Below are 15350 nucleotides of genomic sequence, written 5' to 3' on the forward strand. Positions count from 1 at the left end.
TGGAAACCCTGCAAGTTTGCAATGCAACTTGCAGGGTTGAAGTCACCTTGTTCGGATGGTTGAGATGAATCATACAAATCATGCATTGGATACAGTGCAGAAAGCACCTGTGGTCCCGATCTACCGTAATGCCAGCATCTTTGATGGTGGGCGCATTCTTGGCATCATCTACCTGATCACGTTTGTCGTCGTCGCGCTCCTGGTCGCCATTCCCTTGGTGGCGCTGATATACGGCAGCCTCCGCAGCACCGCCCCTGGACTTGAGGGCCACTGGACATTTGAAAACTGGATCGCTCTTTTCTCGACCGGTATCGTCGGAACTTTCTATACCACTCTATTCATCGGCATCGCTTCAGCCCTGATCGCTTCAGTTATTGGCACAGCCATTGCGATTGTCGTACATCGCACAGACTTTCGCGGCGGCTCAGTCGTGACCGCATTAGTGAGTCTGAGTTTTTTTCTGCCCTCCTTTATCCTCGCTATGGCATGGATTATTATTGGTTCTCCTGGTGGGTTAATCAATGGAGTCCTTGAAAGTATCGGCATCGAAAGCCTGAAAGTTGATGCTTATACCAAGTCGGGCATGATTTTCGTCACGGTCCTTCATCAAATACCCTTTGTTTACTTGATGATGCGAGGCCCAATTTTAGGAATCGATGCAACATTCGAGGAAGCGGCAAGAGCCTCTGGAGCGACACCTTTTAACGTGCTGAGACGAGTCACTCTGCCATTGCTGAGCTTCTCCATCACATCAAGTCTTGTGTTGACTTTTATTCTCTCCATCGAGCAGTTTGCTATCCCGGCTTTGATGGGCATCCCCGGTCGCATCACCGTTCTCGCCACCCAACTTTATCTACTAGTCAGCTTTCCTCCTCCTGATTACGGACTTGCTGCGGCTATCGGACTGACGTTGAGTGCATTAACCGGGCTTGCCATTTGGGTACAGCGACGTATTGCTCGAGGCAATCGACTGACGGTTACCACTGGAAAAGCAGGTCGACTGACCCTCATATCTCTAGGTAAATGGCGTTGGGCTGCGAACTCCCTGTGCTGGGGCTATATTCTCTGTGCCCTGATACTGCCTGTGATCATACTTGCCTACGTATCCGTACTGAAATACTTCAGCGCCAACCCCTTTGAAGGGGCTTACACGATGCGCAATTACGTCTTCCTGTTTGAATCAAGCGCCACATTGCGTTCCTTCTGGAACACATTGATCGTTTCAGGCCTTGGAGCAATCATCGGCGTTGGTTTAGCCTCTTTCGTCAGCTACTTCACTTTACGTCATCGTCCTCCTGGTTATAGAGTGCTTGATTTTGTCGCCAGCCTCCCCTTTGGCGTACCAGGAGTCGTCATCGGTCTTGGTCTGTTGTGGGCGTATGCTTATCTCCCCTTACCGATATACGGCACGCTCGTCATTCTGATCATTTCCTTCATTACTCGATTCTTGTCTTACGCGACGGAAACGGTCGGCGGCAGAATGGTACAGATTGATAAAAGCCTGGAGGAAGCCGCTTGGACCGCCGGGTCGACACGACTGCAAGGCATCAAGAAAATACTGATACCGTTGGCTATGCCCTCGCTGCAGGGGGCCTACTTTCTCTTGTTCATGGCATTCTTCCGGGAAATTGCCTCAGCCGTTCTACTGTACACAGCTTCGACGAGTGTATTGTCTACGTCTATCTGGTCCTTCTTTGAACAGGCAAACTGGGGACTTGCCAGCTCATTATCTCTTGTGGGCATGATCGTTGTCTTTATCGCCATGTATCTTCTCATGTTAATTACCAAGCGCCGTCCATCGCTCAAACTGCTTGAGCGCAGCAAGTCACCTCAAACAACATAACATCACACTGCCAGGAAAGATTCACTATGGGAATTCGGGTCAGCAATCTCATTAAAACTTTTGATAAGACAACGATTGTTCATGGCATTTCGTTCGATGTTGCAGACGGGGAGTTTGTCACTTTGCTTGGTCCAAGCGGCTGTGGCAAAACAACGACTCTTCGGTGTATTGCAGGCCTTGAACGCACGAATGGCGGCTTGATCGAGATTGATGGCCAAGTCGTATCACAGCCAGAAAAGGACATCTTCGCACCTCCACATGAACGCAACCTCGGGATGGTGTTTCAATCTTATGCAATTTGGCCCCACATGTCTGTCGCTGAAAATATTGCCTTCCCGCTTATGGCGCGAGGAGGCTCAGAAGCAGAGACAAAACAAGCTGTCATATGGGCGCTCGATATAGTTGGACTCACTGGTATGGGGGATCGTCAGCCCTCCGAACTTTCGGGGGGACAGCAACAACGGGTAGCGCTTGCGCGAGCGATCGTGGGAAAACCAAAGGTTCTTTTATTTGACGAGCCACTCTCCAATCTGGACGCCCGTCTACGCGATCGCACTCGCGCGGAAATCAGCAGAATTCAAAAAGAGCTTGCCATCCCAGCAGTGTATGTGACGCATGATCAGGCCGAAGCACTTTCCATGTCGGATCGGATTATCGTGATGGAAGCTGGTCATATCATCGAAGAAGGCGAACCACGCAAACTATATCGTCGGCCTGAGAAGAGATTCACTGCCGAATTTATTGGGGCCGCCAACTTTCTCACTGTCACTTATAAAGGCAATCACTGGTTCGCACCCGATGGTTCTGCCTTGAAGCTTGACGAGTCGATCATCGGCCACGAAGGCGAAGAGCGCACTGCCGTCTTGCGTTCGGAACATCTCGATATTATCTTGCCGGATGAAAAAACATCCAGTGGACACGTCAATGCATTGCAAGGAAAGATCGAGCACGTCCAATACATGGGGCCTCACATTGAGTACGCCATCAGCGTACGAGGCGTGCCAATGAACGTGACGCATCACATGGACTTTGGTCCCGGTACGGACATCCTTGTGACCTTCGGACCCTCAGATATCCACTTGCTACCCAGATAGGCATAGGACTTTTGGCGAAAAGACGAGGAGAACACGCGACAATAAGATCTCCTCTCAAACACTCCCAGTCGAATGCCTCACGGCACCCAAGATGTCTCCTGCAATACGTTGGGATTGCCTTTCTCCGCAGCGGTATCGATATAACCAGTCAGTGGTGCCTTGTTACCTGGCAATGATCGCTTGACCATCAATCGCGTGACAGCCCGAATATCGGATACCTTTTCAAGGGTTTCTAGGCGCTCGAACAAAGGGGGAATATCCGCACGTGGCAAACCACCTGTTTCTGCGCAGTCGTTAAATTTTTCCCACATCTCATCGCTTGTCATCGGGTATGAGATCCCGCGTCCCACCAAGTTATTAATCTTGCGTGAGAATACCTGGCCATCTTTCATCGTAATGGTCACTTCAGCTCCAAACTGCTCAGGCGAATCATCCGCCATCTCAGGATGGGGCCCGGCTGTCGTCTTGGCCATGATCTCACGCACTTTTTTATCAAAATGCGCCTCGCCCTCGAAATCACCCAAACGTACGGCTCCCGAGACAAGCGCGCGGGATACTGCATATTGCACAGAAAATTTAGCTTCAAGGGGCGTTACAGGATTGGGGTTGTATGTGTGCGGCAATCGACGCTTATGCACGAGTATCTGCACGCTCTCAACCTGATCAAGATCGATCGTGTAATCTTTGCGCAACTGGAGCATCATCGTGATTGCGGGATGCGTACTCCCGCAGCAAGGAAATTGCTTCAATCCCATCTCCGTGCTGAGCACCTCGAGTGGGTTCGCCCAGTTCTCGAACATCAACTCTGCGTTGTAGTTTCCCGGGCCATTGAAGACATTCAGAAATCCCTGCTTATGCTCGAAAGTTTCAGGATTGGAGTCATAGCCTGACTCGGCGAGCAGAACTGCTAGCAGACCATTACGACCTGATTGTCCAACATGTAGGGGTTTGACCATTGTTCCAAAATTGGATTTGAGTCCGGACGCAAGTGAGGCGGCAATACCCAAGGCCACCGACATTTTTTCCTCGCTCAGACCAATGAGATGACCGCACGCCGCAACCGTACCAAATATGCCAATGGTGGCGGTTGGATGCCATCCCAAATCGTAATGATGGAAATTAACCGCGCGCGCGATACGAATTTCAGTTTCAATCCCGACAACATAGGAGTGAATCAGTTGCAATCCAGACTTTGCTCGCTCTTCGGCCAAGGCAAACAAAGGCGCCACCAATGGAGCGGATTGATGTCCGCCCATAGGTTGGCTAAAGTCATCATAATCATGGGCATGGGAGCCTACACCATTGATAAACGCAGCATCCAGCGCCGACGTTTTTTTGTCAGTGCCAAATATTGTCGATTGACCTGGCGAAGTGCCGATACCGGGTGTCTTGAGCAGGTTAACGACAGATGGCTCCCCAACGCCGGCGAGCGTCACACCAAGCGTATCGATAATGGCAGTACGGGACAAGCTAATCGCCTGCTCGTTGATTAAACCAGTGTCGAAGTTGCAAATTAATGCTGCCAACCGATTAATAAGCGGCTGGCCCTGCTCAGACTTTCCCATCATGAATCCCCTTTAGGCCCTAGGCCGCTTTTGTCTTGACATGATTGCTGCTTGAAGCCGCCGCCATGCGTCCAGCAATACGACCAAAAGTCGCGCCGGAAACAAGGCCCGTTCCAGCTGGATAGTTGTCGTAAAAAAGACCGCCAATCATTTCTCCACAAGCATAGAGACCTGGAATTGGCCGCCAATCTGTACCGATGACGCGGGTTTGCTCGTCAACCCGCAACCCGCCAAAAGTAAAGGTGATACCACCCGTTGCGCTATATGCATAAAACGGCCCTTTCTCAAGCTTAGTTGCCCAGTTGGTTTTCTCTAAGGCAAGCCCCTTTGTCGATAAACCATCTTTTTGCGATGGATCAAACCCCTCAGAAGCATGCTTGGCCGCAGCGTTGTACTCTAGGACGGTTTTAAGCGCTTGTTTCTTGTCATCAATATCGAGTTGTTCGATGAGTCCCTCGAGAGTATCGGATGTGATGGGATCACTTGTCGAATAACGTGGTTCTAGCAAATGGACGACTTGGGAGTCAAACAACTGGTAAGCCTTAGCCCCTGGTTCGGCAAGAATCGCCCTACCGTATTTTGCGTAGGTAAACATGGCACCGTCAGCACCCTCATCAACAAACCGGCGGCCCATCCGATTGATCATGATGCCATACAGATAACTCAAGCGATTGCTTCTATCTGTCATTTCACGGGGCGCAAAATTGCCCCAGTCTGCGGAAATAGGCGTTGCGTGACAACCACTCCACTGACCCCAAGGCATTGCGCCCAAGCCCATGGCCATCCTGAGTCCGTCACCCTGATTATGAGGTGTTCCGCGGACTTTCGCGGCACCGACAAGAGGTCCGATGTGCTGTGTACGCATTTGAACGTTCGCCTCAAAACCTCCACAACCAAGCACCACAGAATTTGCATGCAGCTCAGATATGCCATGTTCCTCGCGCACTCTCACGCCGTTCACAGCACCTTGTTCGTTCTGCAGCAATCCCACCACTGCGGCACCATACCGAATTTCGATTCCCATGCGTTCGCACGTTGCAAACCAGCTACGCGATAACCCGACTCCCTCATGCTCGGCACGCACAACCAGGCCTCGCGCCCAAACAATACGATTTCCTTTTCTGACACCCGTTAAAGTGATTGACGGCTCCATCGGGATCTTGCCAACCGTGTTCATCCAGAACACCGTATCTTTTGATTGATTGACAAGCAAACGGGATAATTCAGGATCAGTTTGCCCAGAGGTCACACGCATCAAATCGCCATGGAAGTCCTCTTTTGTGTAGGGCTGAATACCCGAGTAAAAGTCCTCATATTCATCTTCGACTCCAGGCAAGAGCGGACCTATTTCACGCGGGTCATCAAAAGCAAACCTCAATACGCCACCGCTCCAGTGCGTATTGCCTCCTCTCATTTCACGAGGCGCTTTTTCAAGCACAACAACGCGCTGGGCACCATTTTCTTTTGCAGAAACTGCTGAGGCAAGTGCCGCATTACCTGCGCCGACAACAATCACGTCATATTTACTCATTATTTGTCTCCAATCTTGTTGAGGGCTAGCTTGACTCCCGCCAGCGCCGAATGCACATGGACATGTGCATACAATTGTATTTTATTGTATTAATCAAATAGAGTAAAGAGCGCTTAATAACTACTCAGGGAGTATTGGGAGCGTTAAAGTGCCTGAAAATATTCACTGCTAACGCAATGATTGAAAAAAAGATTGCGACATAAAGCCCGAGCATTGGACCTGAGTTCAAGCCTAGGCCGAATACCAGCGAAACAATCGCAGCGCCAAAGGTCTGGCTAAACACACGCGTCGTCGCCTGTAGCCCACCGAGCGCGCCTGCACGGTGGCGAGGTGCCGAACCAATCAAAACACGATTGTTCGGTGTCTGAAAAAATCCAAACCCCACGCCCGACAACAACATTGCTGCAAACAACCATCCATCGGGGATCGAGGCAGGCATCAGCACAACACACAACAAACCCAAAGCCATTGTGCCTGCACCCAAGCCACTCAGCAGTGCGACAGAAAATCGATCCGACAAACGTCCAGCTATCAGTGCAATAACAGCCGCACCCGCTGGCCAGCCCGCCATTAAAAATCCAACGGAAAGCTGTGAGCGCTCAAGCGTAATCTGCAAATAAAAAGGGAGCGAGACAAGCGTCGCCATCTGACCCGCAAAGGTGCTGGCGGAGGCCGCTAGCGCATAACGCATCGCCGGAATTCTGAATAAATCCACTGGCACGAGTGGTGCAGTCTGTTTGCTCGACCGACGCACCAACGCCGTTCCAATTAACACGGCCAGCACAATCAAAGCAATACCATGCCAGGTCGCGCCCATTAAATAATCAATGCCGATAATAAACAAACCAATCGTCGTCATGCTCAACATCGCCGCTTGCCAATCGAAACGCGACCGAATCGGTGCGACATCAGGCAAATAACGCACACCAAGCATCGTCAACAATCCCATGGGCACGCTAAAGAAAAATATCCAGTGCCACGAAGCCAATGACAAAATAAACGAGCCTATTGAAGGCCCCATCACGGACGAAACAGCCACCGTTAAGGCGTTTAAACCAATCCCGCGACCGATTAAACTCGGCGGATAAATATGACGTACTAACGCGCCAAACAAACACATGATCGCGGAACCACCCAAGCCTTGAAAGATTCGACTCACAAGCAAGGCTGGTAAATTTGGGGCTAAGGCACTAGCAAGTGCCGCCAAAACAAAGGTCAACAGACCATAGCGGAACAAGCGTTTAAAGCCGATGCGCTCACCAATCGCAGCCATCGGCAACAGCGTCATCGCGACTGTCAGACTATAAGCATTGACGACCCATACAACTGAAGATGCCGACTCATTCAAGCTTTCAGCGATCGAAGGCAGTCCCACGTTGATCATGGTGGCATCCAATACCGCCAGCATCAAACCAAGCGCTAGAGCCAGGGCGGCCATACCACGTCGTCCGGGCGGCAAACCCTCTATCGGTTCGCCCGGTTTGTCTACTTTGACTTCACTCATCTAGTTGGACTGCGCTCATGCTTTTGCTTTTTTAACCGGACGCTGCCAGCCTTCAAGCGAGGTTTGCTTAGCCCGCGTCACAGTCAACTGGTGCGCAGGTGCGTCACGCGTGAGCGTGGTGCCCGCACCTAAAGTGGCGCCGCGTCCCACCCGAACAGGCGCGACAAGCTGCGTATCAGAGCCGATAAAGGCATCGTCTTCGATAATGGTACGGTGCTTGTTCGCACCATCATAATTGCAAGTGATGGTGCCGGCACCAATGTTGACACGCTCTCCAACATCCGCATCTCCAACATAGGCAAGATGATTCGCCTTGCTTTCCTTACCGATGACCGAGTTTTTAATTTCCACAAAATTACCAACATGCGTCTGGTCTGACAGCACAGCTCCGGGACGCAGGCGTGCATAGGGTCCAATTTGAGCATCCGCACCCACCTGCGCCTGCTCCAGATGACTAAAGGCCTCGATGCGAGTACGCGCACCAAGTGTGACATTTCGCAAGACGCAGTGTGGACCGATGCGCACGCCATCTCCTAGCGTGACGCGCCCCTCAAACACGCAGCCCACATCGATGAACACATCTTGTCCACAACTTAAATTTCCGCGTAAATCAAAGCGCGCTGGATCAGCAAGCGTGACGCCGGCCTCAAGCTGGCGCCGCGCCAACTCCGTCTGCCACAAACGCTCGAGCTGTGCCTGCTGCGCACGACTATTGACACCGAGCGTCTCAAAAGCTGCCGCCGGATGCGCCACATTGACGGGCAACCCGTCGACGACGGCCATACCAATGATATCGGTCAGGTAATACTCGCCTTGCGCATTGTGATTAGTCAAGCGAGAGAGCCATGTTTTAAGCTTGCCCGTCGGTGCAGCGACAATGCCCGTGTTGACCTCTTTGATTTCACGTTGTGCGGCATCAGCATCCTTATGCTCAACAATCGCACAGACATGACCTGTCGCATCACGCACGATTCGACCATAACCCGTAGGATCCGCAAGGATTTCAGTCAACACAGCTAAGCCCTCTCCACGTGCAGCAAGCAAGGCTCGCAAGGTCTCAGGCTGCACGAGCGGGACATCACCGTAGAGAACGATCGTCACATCGTCTTTGCCATCCTCCTGAAGCAACGGCACCGCTTGTAAAACAGCATGGCCTGTTCCGAGCTGAGGCTGCTGCAAGGCAAATCGCAAACCAGGGTGCTCAGCATAGGCTTGTTTGACTTGGTCTGCCCCATGGCCCACCACCACGGCGATACTCTGGGCGCCCAAAGACTCTGCCGCATCAAGCACATGCGACAGCATGGCGCGACCGGCGATCGGATGAAGCACTTTGGGTAGACTGGACTGCATGCGCTTGCCTTGACCGGCCGCGAGAATCACGATGTTAAGCATTTTATTTATGTGATGTGAAACTGATTAATTAGATCAATATAGATTTGTTATTTTTTTGACGAAGAATCGGAGCGAATATTCGTTTTTTTAACTGAAGTGCGTATGGATTGTTTAGCGGAAGCCTTGGCATCCTTGGTCGCCGTTTTTTTTGCAGTCGTCTCCCCCATCGTTGCGGAGGTCGCTGCCGCTAACTGCCCAAACTGTTGCGTCAACATGCTCCACCACGCCTGCGCCGCATCCGTGCTCGCTGCAGTCACTGCCGCTTGGTTGACCGATTGGTTAACCGCTTGAGGGATTTGTTCTTGTGCAGAGCTTGAAGGCGAGGCAGCCGCTGCACTTGGCGCAGGAGCTGTCTGGGGTGCAGTCGTTGGCGCAACAGCATTCGCGGTCATGAACTGCTGGAGAGTGGTGATCGTAGCAAGCTGTACTTCCATGCCTTGAATGGTACTACTCAACATGGACAAGTTTAATTTCAGCCAGCTTTCTACAGACTTGAGTTCACTGATTTTCTTTTCTAGCTCCACTGGATCAAGAGTCGCTTGCATGGACAGACCATTGGCCAAACCATTTTTACCCGCCAGTGTCGTGAAAGTCTGGCGCATCATTTCAAGACTGGCAAACAATGGATTAGAAGCCATTTCCCCGGTCTGGCCCAGGCCTGGCAGCACAAAAGGATTATTTGGATTCGTTGTCATGATGAGCCCGCGATGAGGGTGAACCCTGACATATTACTCGCATCCTGCCGCCACGGGCAGGGCTCAACAATATCAGTTTAAAGTCCGGCTTTCTTTGGAAGTCCGGTCGATATTCTGGGACAATAGAGGGATGCAAAGTTTCATCACTCTTACCGAAATTGAATCCGCCATCAACTTTTGGCGTCAGCGCAGTCCTTCCGTCGGGGAGGAGATGCGTCTGTGCCAAGAGGCTTCGAGCCTTGCGACGCCTTATGCGCGCATGATTATCGAACGCACAGCCCAGCTAGAGATTGCCCAGCTCTCTGAAAAAGCCCAAAATGCGTTACGCGTTTGGCAAGAAAGCCTCGCCACCCAACAAAAGTAAAGCTTAGCGCAACAGCGTTTCAATATCCTGCGCGACAGCCGAGGCGCCAATCGTACTATTGAGCATCACCCGAGCCTCGCCTTTTTTGTCCAACAGGTAAAAAGACGAGCTGTGATCCATCGTGTATGACCCTTTTGCTGCAGGAACCTTGGCATAGTAGGCTTTAAAAGAGCCGGCGGCGGCCTTGATTTGCTCGGCTGTTCCCGTCATACCAATAAATCGCGGGTCAAATCCTGAAACATACGCGCGCAGCACTTCGGGCGTATCGCGCTCCGGATCAACCGAAATCATCACAACCTGAACCTGTGATGCACGGTCCCCAAGCAGCTTCATGACCTGGCTGAGTTCGGCCAGCGCTGTCGGACAAACATCAGGACACTGCGTAAAGCCGAAAAAAACCAGTGTGACTTTGCCTCGAAAACTCTCAGGGGTATAGGTTTTCCCATCCATCCCGACCAACGTCCAATTCTGGCCAAGCTTTGTCCCGGAAATATCGCTACCTTTGAATTTAAGATCGCCCGCATCGCCACATGCCGCTAACAGCCAAAGGCACAGGGAAAAAAGAGCAACCCTCATCTAGCGTGCCACCACGATCAACCAATGGTCAACCAACAAGGCCGCAAACAATAGCGAAAGGTACAAAATCGAAAACTTAAACAGCCGACGTGACAACTCATCGCTGTAGTGGCGGTAAAGTTTCCAGGCATACCAGACAAACAACGCTCCAAGAACCATCGCACACAACAAATACAGCCAACCACTCATCCCAATCACATAGGGCAGAGCTGTCGTCGCCATCAATGCAATGCTGTAGAGCAGAATATGCAGCCGGGTGAATTGCTGACCGTGCGTGACGGGCAACATCGGCAACCCGGAGTTTTCGTAATCCCGTGTCCGATACAATGCAAGCGCCCAAAAGTGCGGCGGCGTCCAGATAAAGATAATCAAGACAAGCAACCACGCCTCGGCTGGCACCGCGTCCGCCACTGCCGCCCAACCTAAAGCGGGCGGCATTGCTCCGGACAAACCACCGATCACAATATTCTGCGGTGTACGAGGTTTTAAGATCACGGTGTAGATCACGGCATAGCCGACAAACGTGGCGAAAGTCAGCCACATTGTCAGAGGATTGACCCAGCGATACAGCACCACCATTCCCAACCCGCCAAGCAGCCCGGAAAACAACAGGACTTGTCCGGACGAAATCGTACCTGTCGCAGTCGCTCGCCGAGCCGTGCGCAACATCTTTGCATCGATACGCTGCTCGATCAGGCAATTGACGGCAAACGCTGCGGCAGCGAGCAACCAAATACCGATCGTCCCCGCGATGACCTTTTGCATGTCTGGCAAAGTCGGTGTTGCCAGAAACATACCAATCACCGCGCAAAAGACCGCCAATTGGGTCACGCGCGGCTTGGTCAGCACAAGGTACTGACGCAAGAGGCTTTGGGATGGGGCAGTCAGACTAGACATGATCACTATTTAATTGAAACGTAAGCCATTGTAATGGCAAGCCCGCATAACCGGCGAGCCACCCCCGCCAGTCGTCTGAACTGAATAAGCTATACGTGAGAAGCAGCGGAAGATCGGGCGGTGTGTCCTAGTCGAAACAGCAAAGTCACCGTCGCAAGCACCAAGCCTGCCGCTCCGCCATTATGTAAAACCGCAATCAGGAGAGGCCACTGAAAGAAAATTGTTGTCAGTCCGGTAAACAATTGTGCGACCAACAGGGCAAGCACCAGCTGCGACGGCCCCTTGAGTCCCGGATCTTTCATGAGCTTCCAGCTGAGAAATCCCATAAAGGCGAAGATCACAAAGGCAAAGTTACGATGCACCCAGTGAATACCGGTCAGCGCCATTTGAGAAATCATCTCGCCACTTGGCATCTCACCCAAGCCTCGCACCAGAGAAAAACCACTCTTCAAGTCCATCGGCGGGTACCAACTGCCATTACATTTTGGAAAATCCATACAGGCTAATGCAGCGTAATTGGTACTCACCCATCCACCCAAGGCGATTTGCATGAATAACAATACAAGACCAATTGCTACCCAGGGTGAATAGCGCAAAGACTCGGCTCGTAAAGCGGGATAAGATCGCTCGCGCGCCGCGAGCCAGGTCATCAAAGCCAGCAAAGACATGCCGCCAAGCAAGTGGGCCGTAACGATCAAAGGCATCAGCTTCATCGTCACAGTCCAAGCACCAAATGCGCCCTGCAAACACACTGCAGCCAAGGTGACGAAAGCGAGCCTTGGTGAATACTCGAACTGAGTGCGATGTCGCCATGCCATCCATGAAATCATAATAATCAGGAAACCCAACAGCGCACCAACATAGCGATGGATCATTTCTATCCATGCTTTAGGCAAGGTCACAGGCCCATCCGGCATCGCTTGTGCCGCTTGGCGTATGGAATCCAAGGCACCGATTGGGGTCACACTGCCATAGCAACCAGGCCAGTCCGGGCACCCGAGTCCTGAATCTGTCAGGCGGACAAACGCACCAAACATAATTAAATCGAGTGTCAAAAACCAAGTCAGGAATACCAGTTTGCGGTAGCGATTCCTGGGCGTTTTATCCAGCTTCATTTACCCAATCCTCGAATTCTGGATGAGTTTGCGAATGTCCTTGCGAAAGAGCTCCGGATCCGCGGCAGCAGGGTACTGCAAAATCAAATTACCAAGAGGATCGATGACCCACATCGGAGTTGACAGTGCTTTGCGCGCCTGTTCCGGCGTGACTGAACCTGGTGCGCCGGCAAGCAAGAACTGTTGAAGCAATACGGGATTGACCCTGACCATCACGGCCCCCTTGTATGCCTCTAGTACTTTCTCTGGAACAGGCGCGTCATCGGTGATGAACCACACTCGTGCGAGTCGCTCAACATGTTTACCCTGGCTCGCGTGAGTATTACGAATTATGAAAAGCTTGCGTGCGCAAGCCTCTAAACACTCAGCGCCATCGGCTGCCATCATGATCCACTTACCCTTCAAGGAATTCAGATCGAAGGGCTGACCATCCAAGCTAGTCAAAGGCAAAGCTTGTGCCGAGGGCATGGGGCGTTGGGGTTCTACCAATTCACCATAGGCGGCACTTCCTTCAGGACGCCATTCAGGATTGAAGTAAACAAGGAGTGCGCCAATTACGGGCGCCAAGCTCATCAACAAAATAATGATAAGCGGAGTCTTCGAACGTAATTGCTTCTGTTGGTCCGCAGCCGCATGTGTCGGACCAGTTGATTTAATTCGGGATTCGGTCACAGCAATTCCATCTATCAATCATCTACGATTATCTTAGTTGTACTTTACAGCGATTCCTTGAACTGGCAAGAATAGCAGCACACTTTTACGGTGATTGGCGCATGCGCAAAAGACGCCAAACAATCACCAAAAAGGCTATTAATACGATGCCAGCAAAACCAAACCACTGGGTGGCATATCCGATGTTTTTGTCAGCATCGACGGAGGGTTCGGGCCAAACGCGTTTTAAGACGGCATCCGAATGTCCAGAAGTCTGCATCAACACAGTTGGCAAAAACTTCAATCCTGTTTTTTGCGAAAACTCATCTAAATCAAGATTTTGTAGGCGAATTAAAAGCAGTGGATCGACGTAACCCTCCACCGGCTGTTTTGTACCCTTCCACCCTTGAGGCAAACTCGCCGCCGCATGGGCTTGGCTTGTCCAAAGTTCAAAGAGTCTGGGCACGCGGACCGCCAACTCACCGCCTATCTGAACGCTTGTCGTCTCCGTCGGAACGCTTGCAACGGGACGATTCGCGATTGGTCTCTCCAGCCAACCCCTTAATACAAGCACAGCGGTTTCAGCATCCACCATCAAAGGAGTGGCTAGCCATAAGCCCGGCCGTCCATCCAGGTTTCTGTTATCTAACAAAACACTCCATTCACTTCGCCATTCGCCCTGAGCGACAGCAGGTCGCCAAGCCTGCAACTCGGCAGGCGGCACATTTGCAGAAAGCTTCAGCGCAGGCGCGCGTCGCCCAGCCTCTATTGTGGCTGCGACCTCCCTTCTTTCAGCCGCACGATCGAGCTGCCAACGCCCTAGCAGGAGACATATCACCGCAACTGCCCCCAAAAGAATTAAGGCAATCACGGTCAATCTGTTGGGGGTTGGATGCTTCATCTCTGCGATAATCTCTTCTTTCAATGAGGTCTGTCATGCGTATTTTGGTCATCATTGCTTTCGTAGGCATTTTAGGCAGCCTCGGATCGGCGCTGTTCTATCTCATGCGCGATAAAGGGACATCCAACAAAACCGTCAATGCGCTGACAGTGCGGATCAGTTTATCCGTTATCCTATTTCTCTTTCTGCTTTTCTCTCACTGGATGGGTTGGATCGAGACGACCGGCTTTAAACGTTAGCCTCCCAACGCACATTCGATCACACTAAAAAATTTGGGCCAGCTTCGCGCTGGCCCTTTTTCTTGAACGCGACGTTATGTCGCGATTGAATAGAGAAATTAGAACCAGTACACGAAGATATAAAGTCCAAGCCACACGACGTCAACGAAGTGCCAATACCAAGCTGCGCCTTCGAAACCAAAATGATTGTCTGCGGTGAAGTGACCTTTCAGCAAACGAATCAGGATGACAGTCAACATTGTCGCGCCAAGCAGCACGTGAAAACCGTGAAAGCCTGTCAACATGTAGAACAAGGAGCCGTAGGCACCCGAATCAAAACGCAGATTCAACGAGGAGTACGCGTAGATGTACTCGTACGCCTGACAAGCCACAAAAACAAAACCCAGAACAATCGTTGCGAATAGCCAGAAGCTTGCCTTGCCGCGATGATTTTCACGCAATGCGTGATGAGAGATTGTCAGGGTCACGCCGGATGCCAACAACAAAGCCGTGTTGATCGTGGGCAACCAGAATGGCCCCATCGTTTCAAAGGCTTCCACCACGCCAGCAGGTCCGAGATTGGGCCACACAGCATTAAAATCAGGCCAGAGAAGCTGTTTATGGTCAAGGTCACCCAGCCAAGGCATGGTTACAACACGTGTATACCAGAGGGCGCCGAAAAATGCCGCAAAGAACATGACTTCGGAGAAGATGAACCAGCTCATGCTCCAGCGATAGGAGGCATCGATGCGTTTGCTGTTCAAGCCCGATTCGGATTCGCGAATCGCATCGCCAAACCAACGGTACAGCACAACGAACAAGCCAAGCAAGCCAGCAAAGACGGCCCATTTGCCAGCATCTACGCCATTTACCCAAGCCGAAGCTCCCAGCATCACGACAAGCAGCGTGATACTGGCACTGACTGGGTGCGACGAATCTGCGGGCACGTAATAGTAAGGTGCCTCTTTAACGTGACCAGAGTGGGATGCACTCATATTGTTCTC

At 51.6% G+C, this 15350-nt stretch carries 15 protein-coding genes; 4 read left to right on the forward strand and 11 right to left on the reverse strand.

What is annotated here, in order from left to right:
• Nucleotides 1-64 precede the first annotated feature (64 nt).
• Nucleotides 65-1843, forward strand: coding sequence for an ABC transporter permease (locus QWY27_RS09125; protein WP_290196916.1), 1779 nt, complete (start codon nucleotides 65-67; stop codon nucleotides 1841-1843).
• A gap of 26 nt (nucleotides 1844-1869) precedes the next feature.
• Complete coding sequence (locus QWY27_RS09130) at nucleotides 1870-2937, forward strand: ABC transporter ATP-binding protein (RefSeq protein WP_290196917.1); 1068 nt, start codon at nucleotides 1870-1872, stop codon at nucleotides 2935-2937.
• A gap of 77 nt (nucleotides 2938-3014) precedes the next feature.
• Here the strand turns inward: QWY27_RS09130 and QWY27_RS09135 are convergent, their stop codons facing one another.
• The 5 genes from QWY27_RS09135 to QWY27_RS09155 all read right to left on the reverse strand — a co-directional run bounded on the left by QWY27_RS09135 (nucleotide 3015) and on the right by QWY27_RS09155 (nucleotide 9624).
• Nucleotides 3015-4505: an MmgE/PrpD family protein gene (locus QWY27_RS09135; RefSeq protein ID WP_290196919.1), complete on the reverse strand. Its 1491-nt coding sequence runs from the start codon at nucleotides 4503-4505 to the stop codon at nucleotides 3015-3017.
• A gap of 16 nt (nucleotides 4506-4521) precedes the next feature.
• Nucleotides 4522-6033 (reverse strand): FAD-dependent tricarballylate dehydrogenase TcuA, encoded by a 1512-nt coding sequence (gene tcuA, locus QWY27_RS09140; protein WP_290196920.1) that lies wholly within the window; start codon nucleotides 6031-6033, stop codon nucleotides 4522-4524.
• Between the two features lie 124 nt (nucleotides 6034-6157).
• On the reverse strand, nucleotides 6158-7537 hold the full coding sequence (locus tag QWY27_RS09145) for an MFS transporter (protein WP_290196922.1): 1380 nt from the start codon (nucleotides 7535-7537) through the stop codon (nucleotides 6158-6160).
• A gap of 15 nt (nucleotides 7538-7552) precedes the next feature.
• Nucleotides 7553-8929, reverse strand: coding sequence for a bifunctional UDP-N-acetylglucosamine diphosphorylase/glucosamine-1-phosphate N-acetyltransferase GlmU (glmU, locus tag QWY27_RS09150; protein ID WP_290196924.1), 1377 nt, complete (start codon nucleotides 8927-8929; stop codon nucleotides 7553-7555).
• A gap of 47 nt (nucleotides 8930-8976) precedes the next feature.
• Nucleotides 8977-9624, reverse strand: a complete 648-nt coding sequence (locus tag QWY27_RS09155) for a PhaM family polyhydroxyalkanoate granule multifunctional regulatory protein (protein WP_290196926.1) — start codon at nucleotides 9622-9624, stop codon at nucleotides 8977-8979.
• 130 nt (nucleotides 9625-9754) lie between these two features.
• On the opposite strand from QWY27_RS09155, the gene QWY27_RS09160 reads away from it, so the two are divergent.
• On the forward strand, nucleotides 9755-9988 hold the full coding sequence (locus tag QWY27_RS09160; protein ID WP_290196928.1) for a DUF3717 domain-containing protein: 234 nt from the start codon (nucleotides 9755-9757) through the stop codon (nucleotides 9986-9988).
• A 3-nt stretch (nucleotides 9989-9991) separates the two neighbouring features.
• On the opposite strand, the gene QWY27_RS09165 is transcribed toward QWY27_RS09160, so the two are convergent.
• The 5 genes from QWY27_RS09165 to QWY27_RS09185 form a co-directional block, all read right to left on the reverse strand.
• Nucleotides 9992-10564, reverse strand: coding sequence for an SCO family protein (locus QWY27_RS09165; RefSeq protein ID WP_290196929.1), 573 nt, complete (start codon nucleotides 10562-10564; stop codon nucleotides 9992-9994).
• Nucleotides 10565-11461, reverse strand: coding sequence for a heme o synthase (gene cyoE, locus QWY27_RS09170; protein ID WP_290196931.1), 897 nt, complete (start codon nucleotides 11459-11461; stop codon nucleotides 10565-10567). It abuts the gene before it with no gap.
• Between the two features lie 89 nt (nucleotides 11462-11550).
• The gene (locus QWY27_RS09175) at nucleotides 11551-12570 is read right to left on the reverse strand and encodes a COX15/CtaA family protein (RefSeq protein WP_290197129.1); all 1020 of its coding nucleotides are present in this window, start codon (nucleotides 12568-12570) and stop codon (nucleotides 11551-11553) included.
• A 6-nt stretch (nucleotides 12571-12576) separates the two neighbouring features.
• A complete protein-coding gene (locus QWY27_RS09180; protein ID WP_494338394.1) occupies nucleotides 12577-13233 on the reverse strand; it encodes an SCO family protein in 657 nt (218 codons plus the stop codon).
• Nucleotides 13234-13333: 100 nt separating this feature from the next.
• A complete protein-coding gene (locus QWY27_RS09185) occupies nucleotides 13334-14128 on the reverse strand; it encodes an SURF1 family protein (protein ID WP_290196933.1) in 795 nt (264 codons plus the stop codon).
• A 35-nt stretch (nucleotides 14129-14163) separates the two neighbouring features.
• On the opposite strand from QWY27_RS09185, the gene QWY27_RS09190 reads away from it, so the two are divergent.
• The gene (locus QWY27_RS09190; protein WP_290196935.1) at nucleotides 14164-14367 is read left to right on the forward strand and encodes a twin transmembrane helix small protein; all 204 of its coding nucleotides are present in this window, start codon (nucleotides 14164-14166) and stop codon (nucleotides 14365-14367) included.
• Nucleotides 14368-14465: 98 nt separating this feature from the next.
• Here the strand turns inward: QWY27_RS09190 and QWY27_RS09195 are convergent, their stop codons facing one another.
• A complete protein-coding gene (locus tag QWY27_RS09195; RefSeq protein ID WP_290196937.1) occupies nucleotides 14466-15341 on the reverse strand; it encodes a cytochrome c oxidase subunit 3 in 876 nt (291 codons plus the stop codon).
• Nucleotides 15342-15350 lie beyond the last annotated feature (9 nt).

This window comes from Zwartia vadi (assembly GCF_030410375.1).
Lineage (GTDB): Bacteria > Pseudomonadota > Gammaproteobacteria > Burkholderiales > Burkholderiaceae_B > Zwartia > Zwartia vadi.